This is a genomic window from Bradyrhizobium sp. S3.3.6, from assembly GCF_040546905.1.
Taxonomy (GTDB): Bacteria; Pseudomonadota; Alphaproteobacteria; order Rhizobiales; family Xanthobacteraceae; genus Bradyrhizobium; species Bradyrhizobium cytisi.
On the sequence record NZ_JBEPOT010000007.1, the window covers coordinates 110,784 to 127,289 of the forward strand.

Genomic DNA, 16,506 nt, shown 5'->3' on the forward strand with positions numbered 1-16,506 from the left:
GCGGCTTGAACGTGGTGCACCCGCCAAGCGTGGACACACCAATAACAAGAGCGAGAGCCAGGCGCGGGCGGCCCCTCTGTGACGCAATAACGAGACCTGACGGCATTGCTAGCCCAGCTCCTTTGACCAGTTGATGGCGTTGACGTAGATGCCAAGTGGATTCTTGCGCAGCCGATCCAGATCGCGCGGCATCTCCACGATGATGCTGACGATTGCGCTCCACCGCTCGGTTGCGGCAAGCTGACCGTTGTCGTAGCGGCGTTCGATCCAGGCCAGGCGAAAGCTCTCAGGGGAAGCCCGAATGACGCTCGAGACCTCGATCGCAATTTGCGTCTTGCCGAGTTTGGCGAATGGATCGTTGTTGCGGGCGTAGTCATTCAGTGCGGCCGCACCGCGATCGGTTGTAAAGTCGTAGGCGCGGAGCCAGTTTTCGCGAAGGACGATGGCGTCCATAGGCAGGCCACGCACATGCTCGATGAAGCGCGCCAGGTGAAAGGCTATTTGCGGATCGGTCGGTTGATAGCTGGCATTTGCCGGAGCAACGGCTTTCGCTTCCCCCAATTGATCGACCTCGACCACCCAGGGCGTGATTGTCCCGTGAGCGGATTGCCAGACCAGGGCGCCGGCAAAGCCGGCAGATAAGAAGAGGCAGCCAAAGGCCATCAGGCGCCAGTTCTTGGCCTGCACGCGCGCAGACCCAATGCGATCATCCCAGACCTGGGCTGCGCGTTGATAGGGAGTGACGGCTTCTGGCGTGCGGCCATAGTGAACAGCCGATCGTTTGAACATTGTTTGACCTCAAGTGACGGGTGAGAAAACGGAATTGGCCGATCAGAAGTCTCAGCGATCCTCTTGCGAGAGGTCGACAGATCCGCCGCCGCCGCCGTGATCACCTGAGCGGATCGCGTGGGTTGCCGCTGATGCGCCATGGCTGATCGTCTGCGTTCTCTTCATGCGCCGAACCCAGGCGGGCGCACTGTCGGAAGCTCTCGAGGAATCCCCTTCCCCCGTACCGGCATTGCTCGCCGTTCCACCAAGACCAGCTGCGACCGAGCGCAAGGGGCTTGCAGCACCGGACGCGCTCGCCTCGGAGCGCCGCGTGTGGGTGGGAAGAAGACTGGCGAGCCTCGTGAGCATCGGCAGCATCGCGACCGTCGAGGCAGCCTTGGTCCGGATGGCCGGGCCAAACTTGCGAAGGAACAGAACGGTCGCCGCCTCGCAGACATCGTAGGCGGTCTTCCAGTTCCAGGCGCCAGTGGCGTCGGAAGCGCCGAAGGCAGCTTCCATGGCGCCGCGCAGGACTGCGGCATCGATGCGCCGGCCGCGCTCGAGATCAATCACAAGCTGTCGCGCGGCCCCGACGGCGGCGGAGGTGAGACTTGCAGCGGCACGCATCGAGAGCGGCGCGGCGGCAGCGCCGCCGGCGAGAGATTCGGTCATGGCAGGGTTCTTTCGGAGAGCAGGAATGGGTCGAACCATCAGGCGCTCTCCTTAAGACCCGACGGCTCAAACCCTTCCCGGCCCGGCTCTCCCTCTCAGCCCTCGCCCATAAGAATGAGGACCGGCGCTATGCACCGGTCCCCAAGCAGCTGCGGAACGGCAGGAGCCATCCCGTTCTAGATGTCACTCAGCCGCGTCGAGCTGTTGCGGATCATCGTCGCTCGCCTTGTCCGGATCCTCGTCATCGGCGAGGAATTCGGGCAGCGCGCCCGCTTCACTCTCCTGCTCCACTGATGCCGCATTGGGATCGACAAGTCGCAGCGGCTCCGGCAACCAGCCCGAACCATCGAGCAGACGCTCGGCCTCTTTGGCCATGTCGGCCTTCTTCAGGTGGTCGATCAATTGCGCGGACGATTCGCCTCTTGCTTCCCGTACTGCCTCCAGAATGCGAGGCTTGGTGACCCGGCCGAGATAATTGTCGACGGTGGGCTTCCAACCCACTTGAACCATGTCGAGGCCGACGGCACCTGCCAGCACATCAGCTTGGTCGAGCCGGGTGCGGACGCCGTGGGCGGAGACGCGGCCCTGATTGTAGCGGTTGGCCGGCTCAAAGACGGCGTTGACCGCAAATGACACACAGTGAGCGAACAGGGATGCCTGTGCGGCGCCGTCTAGGGCGGTGAGCGCATTCCAGAGATCGTTCTCGCCCTTCGGCAACCGTGCTTTCCAGGATTCATGCCGCGCCTCAACGGCCTTCGCGGACGCGCTTTCCCTCAAGCCAGGCGCTTGAGCCGGAAAGGTCGGCGTGCGAAGGCCGATCTCAAGGCAGCTTCCAGTCGATGCGAACCGGTAAAAGGCCGTCAGCACGAAGTTGTGCAGCACCGCCTGGAACGCAATTGCAGGATTTTTTGCCAGCGCATCCCGCAACGCCAGCGTGCGATGCGCTGTCAGCTCGGTGATCAGCCGATCCGGCAGAGGTTTGGTCGCGTCCTCATCATCTTCTTCCGCGTCAGCAGAGCCGCCGGCGACCGCGATGACCGTGCGCTGGATGTAAGCACCAGCCGCCTTCCCGTCGATCGACTGCGCGTCGGCGCCCTGCCCGACATCAGGCTCGGCTGCCGACAAATCGTCCTCCGGCCGGACGTAACCACGATCAACCGAGAGGCGGCCTTCGGAATCGATGCTGACGAAGACGCCGGCGCGGGCAATCTCGGCCGGATCGTAAATCATCGGCCGGTCTTCGAACGCGACCAGTGCCGCCTCGATTTCGCCGAGACGCTGATCGACCTCATCGGGCAACTCGTCGGCATCCTGATAGTCGGATTCAAGCTTGGCTTGCTCGGCGTTGAGTGCGTCGATGGTGGCCTGCTCCTCCGGGGATAAATCGACGGGTTTGCCCTCGAGCTCGCGCAGGCCCCTGTTGTGATCGAAGGGGAAATCGACGGCGACCGAAATCCACTTCCACCCCTCCGCTGCAATCGCCTCGGCTTCGACCTTGAGCTTTTCCATCACGAGCCGGTCGAGCAACGCAACGTCCTGGAGCCAACCGCCATTATCGTGCTCGAACAGGTCGCGCAAAACGCTGCCACCTGCCAGCTCGTAAGCATCCAGCCCAACGAACTGAACGCGGCGATCGGACGCGCGCACGGTATTTTCCGTGAGCATTCGCCGGATCTGATAGGGCTCATCATAGCCGGATCGGCTGACGTTCTCCCAGACCTGCTCCTGCCTGGCGTGGTCGGCCGTAACAGAGAAAGCCATGAGCTGCTCGAGTGTCATGCCGTCTTCGGCATAGACGTCGTGGAGCTTTGGCGACACCGACGCCAGCCGGAGGCGTTGCTTCACGACGGCCGGTGTCACGAAATGCCGGGCAGCGATATCCTCGTCGGATAATCCGGAGCCACTCAAGGTCTGGAATGCTCGGAACTGATCGAGCGGATGAAGCCCAATTCGCTCGTCATTCTCCGCAAGCGAATCGTCCTCAGCGATGCCGCCCTCGCGCACGACACAAGGAACTGCCTGGGTCTTCGCCATGCGCTTCTGCTTTACCAGAAGTTCCAGCGCGCGATAGCGCCGGCCGCCTGCCGGCACCTCGAACATGCCGGTGTCATTGCCTTCGGTGTCCACAACCGCGCGCACATTGAGACTTTGCAGCAGCGTACGCTGCGCGATGCTTTCGGCGAGATGCTCGATGGAAATGCCCGCCTTCACGTGACGGACGTTGGACTGGCTGAGGACCAGTTTGTTGAACGGAATGTCACGTGAGGGGGATAGCGTGATCTTTTGGACAGCCTTGGTCATATCCATTCTCCACGACGGGCGGCCGGGAGCCTCTCTCTCGGCCTCCAACCCGTCGCGAAAACCGCCGCTCCCCTCTCACTCTCTTGTTCGAGGCAGCAGGTGAGAAACTCACGCCGCCTCCTGCTCCCCTCTCTCGGTCGTGATGTCGACAGTCCCTTCCGGCAGGAAATCAAGGAGATAATCCGCAACCTTGCTGGACTGCGAAGCAGCTCGCACGATCGCGCGATTATCCTCTCGCAGTACTTCAAGTAATCAGCAGCAGATCATAATGTGAAGGAAGATTCTTAGCGCGGCCGGCTTGTGGAGATCGGCGAAAAAGGCTTGCGATCTGCTGCGCATTATTTCGGGCATGAGACCCTCGGCTGTTGATCAAACACAGTTGAGGAGGCCTTCATGCCACATGGATACGGTACTCTTGTCGCGGAGCTTGACGATGCGCTCACGCGACAGCGATATAATCGAGTTGCAGTTCACAATTACTGCCGCAACGCCGGCGACTTTCTTGCGTACCTGGCGGCGCGTAAAGTTGCTCTTGAAGCGGTCACGCCGGCAGACGTAACGAATTATCTGCGCTTTGCGGTTCTACAATTTCGCAAACGTCATGGCCGCGCTCCAGCTCGTTATTGGACAGGCATTCCCAGATCAGGAATCCACGCGCTGCTGAAGCTCGCGTTGAAGCGCTGGCCACCCGAACCTGCGGCCGCCGCTGGCGAACTTATCTGTCGAGAGGTGTGCGAACAGTATCAGACGTGGCTACGAGAGGAACGCGGGCTCGCCACGGCTTCGGTCGACGCCTTGCTGTGGGAAGCACGAAATTTTTGTGCCTGGCTCATCAAGCATTCGAACGCCAGTTTTGCGGATCTGACCGTCCGCGACCTCGATATCTACATGGACACGCGGGCTCGCGGGCTGACGCGAAAATCCTTGAAGGATGTCGCCGAACGGCTCCGGTCACTGCTGAGGCATCTCCATAGGACAGGTCGCGTTGCAGTCGATCTCTCTCAGCACGTTATTGCCCCGCTGCTCTATGCGTATGAAGGCATCCCGTCAGCATTAAGCTCGGATCAGATCTCGACCGTCTTGGACTCTGTCCGAAAAGACCGGTCACCGATGGGCTTGCGCGACCATGCCATCCTCCAGCTTCTGGCGGTCTATGGCTTGCGTGCCGGTGAAATAATCCGGTTGCGACTGGAAGATGTTGATTGGCGCGGCGATGTTCTGCACATCCGCCGCTCCAAAACCGGTGATCATTCTCGGCTACCGTTGTTTGAGGCCGTCGGGGAAGCGCTGATCGAGTACCTCCGGCACGGCCGCCCTGAAACTGATGTGCGGGAAATCTTTGTTCGCACCCGCGCACCCTACGTTCCCATGGTGCGCATTTATAACGAAGTCAGCCGGCGGCTTGAGGCGGCAGGCATCACACCAAGCGGCAAGCGCGGCCCGCATATCTTCCGGCACGCACGTGCAGTCAGTCTGCTACGGGCGTCGGTCCCGCGAAAGTTGATCGGAGACGTATTGGGTCATCGTTCAACGGAATCGACGATCTCCTACCTGAAACTTGCCACGGAGGACCTGCGCGCAATCGCCCTAGAGATCCCGGGACAGGAGGTGCGCTCATGAACGCTTGGCCCGACACCGATGGCAGAACGATTGCCCGTTATCTTCGCCAGCTCCGGCTACGCTGCTCGACCACTCCGATCTATTACCGTCAGGCGCTCCGAACCTTCCAGGAAGTGGTTATCCGGGATCAAGGCAAACCCGGACAGCTTGGCCGAGAAGTGCTCGAAACGTGGTTGCGCGAATATGCCATGCTCTGGCCCATGGCGACGCTGCTGCATCGCGCTCGCATCGTCAATCGCTTTCTCGATTTCCTCGTGGGGGAAGCGCTGATCGTCAGCAATCCCATTGCTGATTTGCGTGCCGAGTACCATGCGAAAAGCGACAAGGCGATCGTGCGGTCGCTGCTCGCGCCGGATCCCGATCAGGCACTCGAAGAGCTACGGCAGTTCCCACCGTTCGGCAGTGTTCTCGGCGACCTCATGCGCAACCACATCGCGCTGATGCAGGCGAGAGGTTATCGCTATCAGACGCAGGCTCGCTGGTTCTGGCGGTTCGATCGCTTCTTGCAAGCGCATCCGGAGTTGGCGGGAGAGTCAGTATCGATCATGTTGCAGCACTGGGCGGCCGCGCGCTCAACCGCCAACCATGCCGCCGAATGCGAAAAGCTCGCTCGCGCCTTGGCCAAGGCACAGCATCATCTCGACCCCAGCACCAAACCAAGGCGTCCGGATCCCCGTCCTGCACAGCAGGTCGCGCGACAATGGCGTCGGCCTTATATTTACAGCCCGGCAGAGGTTCGCCGTCTCCTCGACATCGCTCTGACCTACCCCTCTCCACGCGCACCGTTACGGCCGATCAGCCTCTACACCATGCTGGTCCTGACCTATTGTGCGGGATTGCGGCTGGGAGAACTCGCACGCCTGAACCTTGCCGATGTCGATCTTCAGGTCGGCACGATCTTCAAATCGAGGATCCTGCCCTTGGCCGACAGCGCGCTGTCGGTGCTGCGGGAATATCTGGAGGCGAGGCGCAAGGCAAAGGTACCACAAAGCCCTGAATCTGGCCTGTTCTGGCACGATCAGGGCAATGCGCGCTACACGTCGCACGCTATCGCCGGTTGCCTTGTCGATATCCTGCGGCGCGCCGGACTCAAGCCGGCGAAAGGTAAGACGGGCCCTCGCATCCACGACCTGCGTCACTCGTTTGTCGTGAACCGCATTCTCGAATGGTACCGCGCCGGCATCAATCCACAGGACAAGCTTCCATTCCTCGCGACATATCTGGGGCACCGCGATATCCACTCGACGCTGGTTTACATCACGGTCACCCAGGAACTCCTTCAGCAAGCAAACGAACGCTTCCGGACGTACGCGTCGCATTGCCTGCACGCGTCAGAAGGGGTGCGGCCATGAAACCGGTCGACCCGTTCCCGAGGCTGCTTCATGCCTTCTTTTACGAGTGGATGGTTCAGCAGCGAAATGCCTCTGCGCACACCGTTCGGTCCTACCGTGACACATGGCGCCTGTTCCTCAGGTTCGTGGCTCAACGCCGACGCCGGCCGATAGCTCAGCTCACACTGGGGGACCTGACGGCCTCCGAGGTCAAGACCTTCCTGCAATACACCGAGCAGGAACGCGGAGATACGATCGGCACGCGCAACTGTCGCCTGTCCGCATTGCGCAGCTTCTTCAGCTTCGTTGCTGACCGCGAGCCGACCGCTATCGAGCAATGCACCCAGATTCTGCACGTGCCCATGAAGAAAGCGCCGATCCATGCGCCGTGCTATCTGGAGCCCGAGGAGGTGAAGGCCATTCTGGCGCAGCCAAACCGCTCGACGATTGAGGGGCAACGCGACCACGCGCTCTTCTCCTTCCTCTACAATACCGGCGCGCGCATCCAGGAGGCGCTCGATGTTTGCCCGCGGGCGATCCGGTTCGACTCGCCAACCTGCGTGCGTCTTTACGGCAAGGGACGAAAAGAACGGCTGAGCCCTCTTTGGCCAGAAACCGTGTCGTTGCTAAGGTCACAGCTCATGCGACAGCCGAGGGCCGACGACGAGCCCATCTTCGTCAATCGGTATGGTGTCCCGCTCGGCGCATCGGGTGTCCGCTTCAAACTGGCGCAATACGTCGAAGCGGCAGCGAAGATCACGCCGAGCCTGACCTCGAAGCATGTAACACCTCATAGCTTCCGTCATGCGACGGCGGTGCATCTGGTGGCAGCAGGTGTTGACGTCACGGTGATCCGAAGCTGGCTCGGCCATGTCAGCCTCGACACCACAAACCACTACGCTCAGGCAAATCTGGAAACAAAGCGCCTGGCGTTGGAACGCCTCGAAAGCCCGTCACGATCGGCAAGGCGACCATCGTGGAAACAGGACCAGAGCGTTCTCGCATGGCTCGATACCCTTTAGCGGCAAGGAAATAATGTGGAGGAGATCGCACACCATCCCCGCATAACACCGGAAACGTGGCGCTCCTTCACATTATGATCTGCTGCTGATTATTGGAGTAATGGCGAGCTCGCCATTATTTCAGCCACGAGCCAATATAGTCGGCGTGCCGCACCGTGGGCACAATGCCGAGAGAAGCGCAACTGAACGCGGACGAGATTTCGGCAATCAACTCCTCAAAGGCGTACTTCCTGGTACCATAGCTGCCTGACAGGTCGCGGTTGAGGCGTGACGGATGGCCGCTGGCATGCGCCAGCTCGTGCAAGGCCGTTCGATGCCAATTGATCGGTTCGAAATAGACTTGCGGCGGCGGCACCTGCATAATCTTCCGTCGGCACGTAAAAGGCGCGGTTGCCGCCGATGCGGAAGTCGATGCCGGTCGCCTTGATCAGAGCATCGACCGTCGGCTCGATCATGCCGGGTGGCGGTGGTGGCGCAGCGGTTACGATGTCCGAAGCCAGCCCGTCGCATTGATCGAGATTGAAAACGGTGAAGCGCTTCAAAAATGGAACAGCTTGTGCCTCTTCGCCGGTCTCATGTGCGCGGCGCTTTTCGTCGACCGGCACAAAGCGGTCGGCGTAGACGACGGTCGTGCCGCGCTCGCCCTTGCGGACGTGACCACCGAGCGATAGCGCCTGGCGGAATGTAAGCCAGCTCTGACCTGTGAATGCGCGCTCCGTTGCAGCCCCCCAGAGAATTAAAATGTTTATGCCGGTGTATCGACGGCCGGACGCTGCGCTTTTCGGGATCGCCAAAGGCGCCTTCGCCGCCGCGGTGCCCCATGGCTGCACCCACGGCACTCGGCCAGCCTCCAGCTCGGCGATGATATTGTTGGTGATGTCGTCATAAAGGCTTGCCCGGTCCTCACCGGTGCGCGCCTGAGCATAACGTCTGGACATCGCGGATCTCCGCGACGGGCGCCGCGAGCCTCTCTCGCAGCCTGTAACCCGTCACGGCAAAACCGCGCCGACACTCTGACTCTCAGGCCTCCAAATGAGAGAATGCGAAATCTGCGGGGCGGCCTGCTTCTCGTCCGATTCTGCATTGAGGGTTGGTATTGAGCTACCCAGGGCCGCAGGCCCGACCAGGCGTGCGCCAGGGCGCATCGCCTCAAGGGAAAATGGCACCCGGAGAGCGTGAGCATAGCGACCCGAAGGGGCACGCGGGTCCGAGTGCAGCGACGAGACCGGTTCAATAGCGGCACCCGGGAACGGGGCAGTGATAGCGATCGCCGCAGGCGAGCCCCTTTTCCGAGTGCCCCCGGCGAGGAGCTCCGCTTCCCTTTGCGCGAGGGATCGACGCCGCACGGCCGAGACGCAAAGCGGCTTGGTTCATATGTGGACGGCCCCCGACTTGCAAGGATTGGCTTGGGCAGCATGCTCGGATCGCTTGCGCTCATATGTCCGGCCTACGATTGGGTCTGCGACCACTGGCCAAGATGGGCTTCGCGAACAGTGAGATCCAAACACGAGAACGGCATTTGCTGCCGGTGAACCGAGCGGAAACTCTCCCTGTTCGGCTTGCGCCGATCACACCACCTCTTCCTATCCTGCAAGTTCCAGCCTTAGCGTCAGACCTGCGGTGCTGACGCCAAACTTTGCATTTCGTTCAGGCCTATATCGGTGTTGCCATTGGGACTGCGTTGCCAATGGGTCGATAGCGCTCCCCGCTGATCATCAATTTCCAAGCGATCCGAGCCATCTTGTTGGCCAATGCTACCGCGACGAGTTTTGGTGGCTTCCGCGCGATTAAAGCTTTAAACCAAGGCCACAACCTACTGCCGCCCCGGCGTAGGTCGCCGATGACCGCGGTAGCGCCCGCGACTAAGACGCTTCTTAGCATCTCATCACCGGCGCGCGTGATAACACCGAGCCGGTTCTTGCCTGCCGTCGAGTGGTTTTTTGGCGTCAAGCCGAGCCAGGCCGCAAAGTTTCTTGCCGACTTGAAGCCGCGCGCGTCTACGACCTTTATTGATAGCAACGTCGCGCCGATCGGACCAACTCCTGGAATAGCCGCCAGTCGTCGGCTCATCTCGTTACCCCGATGGAGTTGCATGAGCTTCTTGTCGAGCGTGACGATCTGATCATCAACACGTGCCAGTTCGGTCGCCAACGCCTCCACCAACTCCATTGCCAATTCGGGGACTGTCGCGTCGGCCCGAATATCGATCAGCAGTTGCTGAAGCCGCGAAAGCCCCTTGGGCGCGGTAAAACCGAACTCTGCGGCGTAACCGCGGATCGAATTGGCGAGCTGGGTGCGCCTACCGATGAACTGGGTACGCACGCGCGTCAGCATCTGTGCGCCCTGTTGCTCGGGACTCTTGATCGGCACAAAGTTCTTGCGCAGTTTGGGTCGACTGGCCGCCTCGCAAATCGCCTCGGCGTCCGCAGCGTCGGATTTCCCGCGCTGTACGTACGGTTTGACATATTGTGGCGGGATCCTCGCCACCTCATGCCCCAGCGATTGCAGCTCCCGCGCCCAATAGTGCGATGCTCCGCAAGCCTCCATCGCGACAAACGCAGGCGGCAAACGACCGAAGAACGCCAGAACCTGACTGCGCTTCAACTTACGTTGCAAGACCGGCTGCTCCATCCGGTCAACGCCATGCAACTGAAATACGCTCTTTGACGTGTCCAAACCGATGCGAACAATTGTTTCCACGGGCGGCTCCTTCCTTTGAGGTCATCGACGACCCCATCTTGCCACGCAGACCGGCGGAAGGGGGCCGTCCACCCCAACACGAGAGCCCGATGCGGCGAAAGCCGCACGCGCGCAAACGGAAGAACTCCGCTAAGGCTCGAGTCGGAATCAGCGGACCTGGATTTCCTCGCGCGCATTCGTCTGCGCGTCATAGATCCTGATCTGAAGCATGGGAAAGCGCTTCTTTAGTTCTTCGCCACCGGCCCTGGCGCCGTCCCTGGTTGTAAATTCGGCTTTGAGCCGGCCGTCCACTTCAAGCGCGTAACCAGAGGCCGGCAATTCACGGGTGGCTGCAACCATTTCATTCCCATTGTGCAGTGAGGCGATTGGGAATGATGGGTAGCGTGAGTCGCCCAAACCGCGCCAGAGCCACCTGCCCAAGTGCGGTCATTGGCCAACACACGTTGTGGATTGGCGCCTTGCTGGGATCGCATCAAGGATGGGCATTTGCATCGTCCGAACAGGCGGACGGCTTTCCACTTGCGCGGATGCATGCACGATAGAGCCACGGCTCGACGTAGCTGCCTTTCCAGAGTCCTCGGCCGGTGCGCTCAGCCTCGCGCTGAGCTTCGTGATATCCGCCCTTCGAGTATTGAGGCCAATCCAACGCAAGACCGTTACGTACAAGCCATTCCCCGAGATCCCTGCCTGCAACCGAGCAGGTCGCCACCGTGCGGCCATATGGGTCGAGGCTGACTGGAACACAATTGACAGGACGGCGGGCAATGAAGGCGTCAAGGTCGTTTGCGGCCTGCGCACCGCAACGATATTGCAGGCTGTCTTCGCCGCGGCACAACTGGCTGCTCTCCGGTGCATCGATGCCCCAAAGCCGGATGCGCACGCCATGCATTTCCAATGTGTCGCCGTCGATCACGCTGGCCTGTCCGACAAAATCATCGGCCCAGGCCCCGCTCGACAGAGTGGCGAGTATCAATGCGACAGCGGTTCGACGCATTCCAATGACCTTGTAGCTCCCGCAAATCTCGCGGATCGCGTTTTGGCCAATTCTCAAATGGCATCAATGCCGGCCGGTTCTCGGGCCGCTCGGGATCATGGAACTCCGTGCTGCCAGCCAGTGGCCCTCGAAGCGAGCCAGAACAGAATTACGTCGATCTGCCAAGTGTATTCATAACCCTTCCAGACGCCGTCATTCTTATATCTTGGCCGGTCGCGTCGAATGCCAGCCGCTCAGCCGGCAGAAGCGCGTAAATTTTCGTCCCGGCGCGCCCTGGGATGGGGCAAAGGCGCTGCAGCGCCCTTTACCAGGCGAGGCGCTGAAAGCCGTCATGCGCGGCGTGGACATGGAAGACAAGATTGCTGAGTGCCTGGTTTTGCACAGGGCGGCGGAACACGTGGACAAGCACCCGCCCCGACGATTTGGAATCCCTGCTCTGTGTTAGCAGCCGGAACGAATGGAGGGCTGCAAGGATTCGTCCTCGCGGAGGAGCGATCTTGATGCTGATGACCAAGGAGAGGCGGGCGGCGATCCGCACGGTACGGGGGTGGGCGATAGCCGTGCTGCAGGAGGCAGGCGCGATCCGCAAGTGCGAGTACCACGGCTGGATGCAGGACCGCGCAGATCCGCACGCACGTGAGCGGGCGTTGGAAATCGCCCGCCAGGATCCGCCGCCGGGCCTTTCGCCCGAGGCGGCCGCCGACGCGATGACGGAGGTCCTGGACTCCTTCGGCGATACCTGTCCCGAATGCCCGCCCGAGGTCTAGAGCCCTTTCCGTTCCGATGGAATCGGAACGGGGTCTCTAGAGTCATGTTTTGACGCGTTTTCTTTACGCGAACCGGTACCCACTTCGCTCGAAAACGCTCTAGGCAACGTGCCGGACAATCGACGCCAAAGATCAGCGCCCGAGACGCTTCTCGACCCGCTTCCGGCTGTTGCCGACCTTCTTGACAGCTTTCTTGACGGCTGATGCCGACCGTCCTGTCTTCTTGGACTCATACCCCACTTCATACTTTTGCCCGCCGGCCACACGGGCCCGGTCCTGCTTGCGCCCGCGGGCCGTCTTCTTCTTCTTCGCTGCCGCCATCGGCTCCTCCTGTCGGATTTGACGACAAACCAACGCAGCAAGGGATTCACGGGTTCCGGAACGATTCGAACTGTGTCAGTTTGAATCAGCTGTTGCGTGGAGTGCTTGAGTGGCGTTTCAGCGTAAAAGACCCGTGGCCATCGGCGTGAAGGCGCCGTTGCCCGGCTTCATCGAACCGGCCCTGGCAACCTCGATCGAGAGGGTGCCGTCCGGCAGGCGATGGATTCACGAAATCAAGTTTGACGGCTACCGGGTGCAGGTGCATCTGGCCAACGAGGTGGCCAGGATATTCACCCGGCGTGGCCACGACTGGACGCATCGCTTCAAGAAGGTCGCCCATGACGCCTGGCAGATCAAGGCGAGCTCGGCCGTCATCGACGGCGAGATTGTCGTTCCCGCCGCCGACGGCAGCACCGATTTCTCTGTGCTGCAGAACGAGCTCAAGGGTAGGTCGACCAAGATCGTGCTAGTGGCGTTCGATCTGCTCTATCTGAACGGCCGCGATCTCCGGAAGCTGCCGCTCATTCAGCGCAAAGCCGAACTCAAGAAGATCCTAATCGACATCGACGTCCAGTTCAGCGACGGCTTCGAGATCGAGGGACGCGAGATGTTCGCGCACGCCTGCAAACTCGGCCTGGAAGGTGTCGTCTCGAAGGTGCGAGACGGTCCCTATCCGAAGGGCCGTACAAGCGACTGGGTTAAGAAAACCTGCATCCAGCGCGAGACGCTGACCATCGCCGGGTTCGCGCTCGAGGAGGGAAAGTGGGACGGCATCTATGTCGGCCGCCTCAAGGGCGACGATCTGATCTATGCGGGCAAGGTCGACCACGGCTTTGACAAGACGTCCGCCGCTGACCTCCAGAAAAGACTGAAGCCGCTGATCCGCAAGACACAGCCGTACACGAAGCGGATCGCACACAAGGGCATCTGGGTCGAACCAAAACTGCTGGCCGAGATCGAGTATCGCGCGAAGTCAGCCGAGGGAAAGGTTCGGCACCCGTTCTTCCGGGGCCTTCGGGAGGATTTGTGATGGATGCATTCGATCGCTTCTGGCAGTGGGCCAACAAGCCCCTGGAAAGCCAACTGACGATTCCAGCCGAGCTACGTCGGGCCGCCATGGAGCTCGCTCCCGAGGACCGACGGGACCGCGCCGCCGTGAACCAGGCCGCAGCACGCGTCCAAGATCCCGAACGCTGAACGCTTGAAGGTGATCGCTGGCCTTCACGCGTGGGTGCCGCCACAGAAACTAACCCCGCGCGCGCCGCAGCGCGGCTTCCAATCGCGCCTTCTCCTTGTCCCAGCGGGCCCGTTCGGTTTGCGATTTCTTCTCGAGAGCCTCGGCTTCGGCCTGGATCGCCGCGGCCCGCTTCGCGTGCTCCTGCTCGGCCTTGTCCAACGCAGCCTGCGCCTTGTCGACCGCCTGCTGACGGCGTTCACGCTCCTTCTGCCTGGCCGCCTCTCCCTTCGCCTGTTCAAGCTCGCGGCGCCTCTGCTCCCGTTCGTAGGCGATAGCGGCCTTCCGCTCCGCCGCCTTGTCAAGGGGGCGAGAGGAAGACTTCTTCGCCTTTGGGCCTTTCGACTTGCGGGCGGCTTTCGTTGACCGGGCGCCATCAAGATCCGTGGGCAGATCGGCATGTTCACTGAAAGGCCGGTCGGTCCCAACCGGGCGCCTGAGAACGACACCGGGCTTTGCCAACGTCGCAGCGATAACGTCCGGATCGTGGCCCTCCTTCGCGGCCCCCTGATGGAAGAGATTGCTGTCGGCGCCCCACGCCTCCAGAGCTGCCTTCATGGATGGCGCCGCGATCGCCTGATCGAAAAAGCCCAGCGAGGTCTGATAAGTTTTCAGTTTCCTGGCCATCTGTCTGATCCGCCCTCCCCGATCGATCGTCAACGTCGCGCACGTCACGGCGCCTGCGGAACATGACGCGGCCTCGTAGCGTTCCCTAATCCTTGAAGGACGTCCATGCATTTCGCAACGCGCTGCCAAGGAATGGCCTTGAATGAGCCGGACGTCGACCCTGCCCAAGCGCTTACAGCCAATGCTCGCTACGCTCACCGACGCGCCGTTCGACGAACCTGGCTGGGTTTTCGAGGACAAGTATGACGGATTCCGGATGATCGCGGAAATCCGGCAGGGCAAGGTTGCACTCTACAGCCGCAACGGCAAGATCATCAGCCGCAGCTATATCGAGGTCGCCAAAGCACTGGAGGGTGTGAAGGGCGACGCCGTGATCGACGGCGAACTCGTCGCGATCGGAAAGGACGGCGTCTCACATTTCCAGCTGCTTCAAAACGCGTTGCGCCATGAAGCGAAGCTGCTGTATTGCGCCTTCGATCTCATGTTCGAGAACGCAGTGGACTTGCGCAAGCAGCCTCTCCTCGAGCGTAAGAAGCGGCTGAAGGCGATTCTGCCGCGCGACAAGCTGATCGGCTTCAGCGCTCACCGTAAAGGGAACGGCGCGAAATTCTTCGCTGAGGCCGAGCGCAAAGGTCTCGAAGGCATCATGGCGAAGCGCGCCGGCAGCGCGTATGCGTCCGGAAGCCGGACGGCGGATTGGCTGAAGATCAAGACGGCAAAGCGGCAGGAAGTGGTGATCGCGGGCTTCACGGCGCCTAAGCGCACCAGGCCGCTCTTCGGCGCCCTGGTCCTCGCCGTGCGGGAAGACGACACATGGCGCTATATCGGTCATGTCGGCACGGGCTTCAGCCACGAGGTCCTGGAAGACCTCCATGCCAAGCTCGTGAAGCTGACGGCCCAGAAGTCACCCTTCCCTGCCAAAGTGAAGGACGAGGCCGCCACGACCTGGGTCAAGCCCTCGCTGGTTGCCGAGGTCAAATTCGCGGAGTGGACGAGCAAGGGTGAACTGCGCCAGCCCGTCTACCTCGGGCTCAGGTCCGACAAGCGGGCGAAGGATGTCGTGCGCGAGCGAGAACGACCGCGCAAATAGCGCTTCCCTTCGGACGTAACCGGCAAACGGAACGAATTAACGCCTTCACCTCTCCCGCTGAGAATTCCGTCCGTAATGGTGCTCTCAGTCGCCTCCAAGGTCGTGGATTTCCGGTCGCACGCCCTCACGCGTGACTTCGAGCGTCGCAAGCGTGATCGGCAGCTTGAAGCGCCGCGGTCCCGCGCCGCCGGGATTCAGGTAGAGAACGCCACCGACCGTGTCGATCTTCGGCACGTGGGAATGCCCGGAGACGATGACGTCGATGCCGGCGTAGGGATCGACCTCCAGCGTCTTCAGGTCGTGCAGAACGTAGATCGACTTTCCCGCCAAGCGCACGAGTTTCGTGTCAGGATATTGACGGGCCCACTCGCCGCTGTCCACGTTTCCACGGATGGCCGTGACCGGCGCGATCCGGCGAAGCGCGTCGACGATCTCGGGGCGCCCGATGTCGCCGGCATGGATGATGTGATCGAGGCCCGTCAGGGCTCGTTCCGCCTCGGGCCTCAACAGGCCGTGGGTGTCCGAAATGATTCCAATCCTGAACATTATTTCCCGTCGCTCGCTCGCGCGATCGCCAAAAGACGATCGAGAAGCTCTACCTGAGCGGGCAGCATCTTCGTCCGCGCGAACTCGATATTGAACCATTCCGCGCGGTCGACTTCGGGAAAACTCTGCCTTTGGCCGCTTCGTGGCGGCCATTCGATATCGAAGGTATTGCTGGTCAGCGCCGCCGGGTCAAAATGGCCTTCTCCCGCGAATGCGATGACGCGCTTCCCTCCTCGCTGCCGGACCTCCCCCAGGGGCTGCAGTGGACTAATCGAAGCGCTCGGGCCGAGTTCTTCCGCAAACTCGCGCCGCGCGACCTGCTCCGGAGCATCCGCGGCATCGATTTCGCCCTTCGGAATGGACCAGGCGCCGTTATCCTTTGTGCGCCAGAACGGACCGCCGGGATGAACGAGCAGAACCTCGAGCCCGCCAGCGCCCTTGCGGTAGGCGAGAATGCCCGCGCTCAACATCGATCTCCTGGAAGTCTTTTTCAGCGCAGCCATATCGCTCCCT

16 protein-coding genes and 3 pseudogenes are annotated in these 16,506 nt (G+C 61.3%); 7 read left to right on the plus strand and 12 right to left on the minus strand.

The genetic code is table 11. The annotated features are described in order from the left end of the window. Nucleotides 1-108 precede the first annotated feature (108 nt). The 4 genes and pseudogenes from trbF to ABID59_RS21190 all read right to left on the minus strand — a co-directional run. On the minus strand, nt 109-789 hold the full coding sequence (gene trbF / locus ABID59_RS21175) for a conjugal transfer protein TrbF (RefSeq protein WP_354084642.1): 681 nt from the start codon (nt 787-789) through the stop codon (nt 109-111). A gap of 291 nt (nt 790-1,080) precedes the next feature. Then, nucleotides 1,081-1,440: pseudogene (locus ABID59_RS21180) on the minus strand (SAM-dependent methyltransferase); the annotation flags it as partial. Nucleotides 1,441-1,623: 183 nt separating this feature from the next. Beyond that, nucleotides 1,624-3,741 carry a ParB/RepB/Spo0J family partition protein gene (locus ABID59_RS21185; protein WP_354084643.1) on the minus strand — a complete coding sequence of 706 codons (2,118 nt, stop codon included), beginning with the start codon at nt 3,739-3,741 and terminating at the stop codon, nt 1,624-1,626. A 108-nt stretch (nt 3,742-3,849) separates the two neighbouring features. Beyond that, a pseudogene (locus tag ABID59_RS21190) lies at nt 3,850-3,990 on the minus strand (antirestriction protein ArdC); the annotation flags it as partial. 144 nt (nt 3,991-4,134) lie between these two features. Here ABID59_RS21190 and ABID59_RS21195 point away from each other — a divergent pair. Genes ABID59_RS21195 through ABID59_RS21205 form a run of 3 tightly spaced genes read left to right on the plus strand, consistent with a single transcriptional unit; the run spans nt 4,135 to nt 7,714 of the window. Further along, entirely contained in the window at nt 4,135-5,361 is a 1,227-nt protein-coding gene (locus ABID59_RS21195; protein ID WP_354084644.1) for a site-specific integrase, read from the plus strand. Then, entirely contained in the window at nt 5,358-6,713 is a 1,356-nt protein-coding gene (locus ABID59_RS21200; RefSeq protein ID WP_354084645.1) for a tyrosine-type recombinase/integrase, read from the plus strand. Before ABID59_RS21195 ends, ABID59_RS21200 begins: the two co-directional genes overlap by 4 nt. Continuing rightward, on the plus strand, nt 6,710-7,714 hold the full coding sequence (locus ABID59_RS21205; protein ID WP_354084646.1) for a tyrosine-type recombinase/integrase: 1,005 nt from the start codon (nt 6,710-6,712) through the stop codon (nt 7,712-7,714). Before ABID59_RS21200 ends, ABID59_RS21205 begins: the two co-directional genes overlap by 4 nt. Before the next feature lie 115 nt (nt 7,715-7,829). On the opposite strand, the pseudogene ABID59_RS21210 reads toward ABID59_RS21205, so the two are convergent. From ABID59_RS21210 to ABID59_RS21225, 4 genes and pseudogenes are all read right to left on the minus strand, one after another. Next, a pseudogene (locus ABID59_RS21210) lies at nt 7,830-8,652 on the minus strand (ArdC family protein). A gap of 715 nt (nt 8,653-9,367) precedes the next feature. After that, on the minus strand, nt 9,368-10,414 hold the full coding sequence (locus tag ABID59_RS21215; protein ID WP_354084647.1) for an IS110 family RNA-guided transposase: 1,047 nt from the start codon (nt 10,412-10,414) through the stop codon (nt 9,368-9,370). A gap of 147 nt (nt 10,415-10,561) precedes the next feature. After that, on the minus strand, nt 10,562-10,753 hold the full coding sequence (locus ABID59_RS21220; RefSeq protein WP_354084648.1) for a hypothetical protein: 192 nt from the start codon (nt 10,751-10,753) through the stop codon (nt 10,562-10,564). 133 nt (nt 10,754-10,886) lie between these two features. Next, nucleotides 10,887-11,408, minus strand: a complete 522-nt coding sequence (locus tag ABID59_RS21225) for a thermonuclease family protein (RefSeq protein ID WP_354084649.1) — start codon at nt 11,406-11,408, stop codon at nt 10,887-10,889. Between the two features lie 500 nt (nt 11,409-11,908). Between ABID59_RS21225 and ABID59_RS21230 the strand changes: the two genes are divergently transcribed. Beyond that, entirely contained in the window at nt 11,909-12,175 is a 267-nt protein-coding gene (locus ABID59_RS21230) for a hypothetical protein (protein ID WP_354084650.1), read from the plus strand. A 132-nt stretch (nt 12,176-12,307) separates the two neighbouring features. Here ABID59_RS21230 and ABID59_RS21235 read toward each other — a convergent pair whose 3' ends face one another. Beyond that, complete coding sequence (locus ABID59_RS21235) at nt 12,308-12,496, minus strand: DUF3606 domain-containing protein (protein ID WP_354084651.1); 189 nt, start codon at nt 12,494-12,496, stop codon at nt 12,308-12,310. A 109-nt stretch (nt 12,497-12,605) separates the two neighbouring features. Here ABID59_RS21235 and ligD (ABID59_RS21240) point away from each other — a divergent pair, with 109 nt between their 5' ends. After that, complete coding sequence (ligD, locus tag ABID59_RS21240; RefSeq protein ID WP_354084652.1) at nt 12,606-13,526, plus strand: non-homologous end-joining DNA ligase; 921 nt, start codon at nt 12,606-12,608, stop codon at nt 13,524-13,526. Beyond that, nucleotides 13,526-13,693 (plus strand): hypothetical protein, encoded by a 168-nt coding sequence (locus ABID59_RS21245; protein WP_354084653.1) that lies wholly within the window; start codon nt 13,526-13,528, stop codon nt 13,691-13,693. Before ligD (ABID59_RS21240) ends, ABID59_RS21245 begins: the two co-directional genes overlap by 1 nt. Before the next feature lie 49 nt (nt 13,694-13,742). Here the strand turns inward: ABID59_RS21245 and ABID59_RS21250 are convergent, their stop codons facing one another. Further along, a complete protein-coding gene (locus ABID59_RS21250; RefSeq protein ID WP_354084654.1) occupies nt 13,743-14,357 on the minus strand; it encodes a cell envelope biogenesis protein TolA in 615 nt (204 codons plus the stop codon). A 142-nt stretch (nt 14,358-14,499) separates the two neighbouring features. Between ABID59_RS21250 and ligD (ABID59_RS21255) the strand changes: the two genes are divergently transcribed. Continuing rightward, the gene (ligD, locus tag ABID59_RS21255; protein WP_354084655.1) at nt 14,500-15,447 is read left to right on the plus strand and encodes a non-homologous end-joining DNA ligase; all 948 of its coding nucleotides are present in this window, start codon (nt 14,500-14,502) and stop codon (nt 15,445-15,447) included. An 84-nt stretch (nt 15,448-15,531) separates the two neighbouring features. Here ligD (ABID59_RS21255) and ABID59_RS21260 read toward each other — a convergent pair whose 3' ends face one another. Both ABID59_RS21260 and ABID59_RS21265 read right to left on the minus strand, forming a co-directional pair. Beyond that, a complete protein-coding gene (locus ABID59_RS21260; protein WP_354084805.1) occupies nt 15,532-15,996 on the minus strand; it encodes a metallophosphoesterase family protein in 465 nt (154 codons plus the stop codon). Further along, the gene (locus ABID59_RS21265; protein WP_354084656.1) at nt 15,993-16,496 is read right to left on the minus strand and encodes an NUDIX hydrolase; all 504 of its coding nucleotides are present in this window, start codon (nt 16,494-16,496) and stop codon (nt 15,993-15,995) included. Before ABID59_RS21265 ends, ABID59_RS21260 begins: the two co-directional genes overlap by 4 nt. Nucleotides 16,497-16,506 lie beyond the last annotated feature (10 nt).

Coding starts and splice junctions, on each gene's coding strand:
- ABID59_RS21250 (WP_354084654.1), bottom strand. CDS start 14,357: ATGGCCAGGAAACTGAAAACTTATCAGACCTCGCTGGGCTTTTTCGAT.
- ABID59_RS21230 (WP_354084650.1), top strand. CDS start 11,909: ATGCTGATGACCAAGGAGAGGCGGGCGGCGATCCGCACGGTACGGGGG.
- ABID59_RS21205 (WP_354084646.1), top strand. CDS start 6,710: ATGAAACCGGTCGACCCGTTCCCGAGGCTGCTTCATGCCTTCTTTTAC.
- ABID59_RS21195 (WP_354084644.1), top strand. CDS start 4,135: ATGCCACATGGATACGGTACTCTTGTCGCGGAGCTTGACGATGCGCTC.
- ABID59_RS21235 (WP_354084651.1), bottom strand. CDS start 12,496: ATGGCGGCAGCGAAGAAGAAGAAGACGGCCCGCGGGCGCAAGCAGGAC.
- ligD (WP_354084655.1), top strand. CDS start 14,500: ATGAGCCGGACGTCGACCCTGCCCAAGCGCTTACAGCCAATGCTCGCT.
- ABID59_RS21245 (WP_354084653.1), top strand. CDS start 13,526: ATGGATGCATTCGATCGCTTCTGGCAGTGGGCCAACAAGCCCCTGGAA.
- trbF (WP_354084642.1), bottom strand. CDS start 789: ATGTTCAAACGATCGGCTGTTCACTATGGCCGCACGCCAGAAGCCGTC.
- ABID59_RS21220 (WP_354084648.1), bottom strand. CDS start 10,753: ATGGTTGCAGCCACCCGTGAATTGCCGGCCTCTGGTTACGCGCTTGAA.
- ABID59_RS21200 (WP_354084645.1), top strand. CDS start 5,358: ATGAACGCTTGGCCCGACACCGATGGCAGAACGATTGCCCGTTATCTT.
- ABID59_RS21225 (WP_354084649.1), bottom strand. CDS start 11,408: ATGCGTCGAACCGCTGTCGCATTGATACTCGCCACTCTGTCGAGCGGG.
- ABID59_RS21265 (WP_354084656.1), bottom strand. CDS start 16,496: ATGGCTGCGCTGAAAAAGACTTCCAGGAGATCGATGTTGAGCGCGGGC.
- ABID59_RS21185 (WP_354084643.1), bottom strand. CDS start 3,741: ATGACCAAGGCTGTCCAAAAGATCACGCTATCCCCCTCACGTGACATT.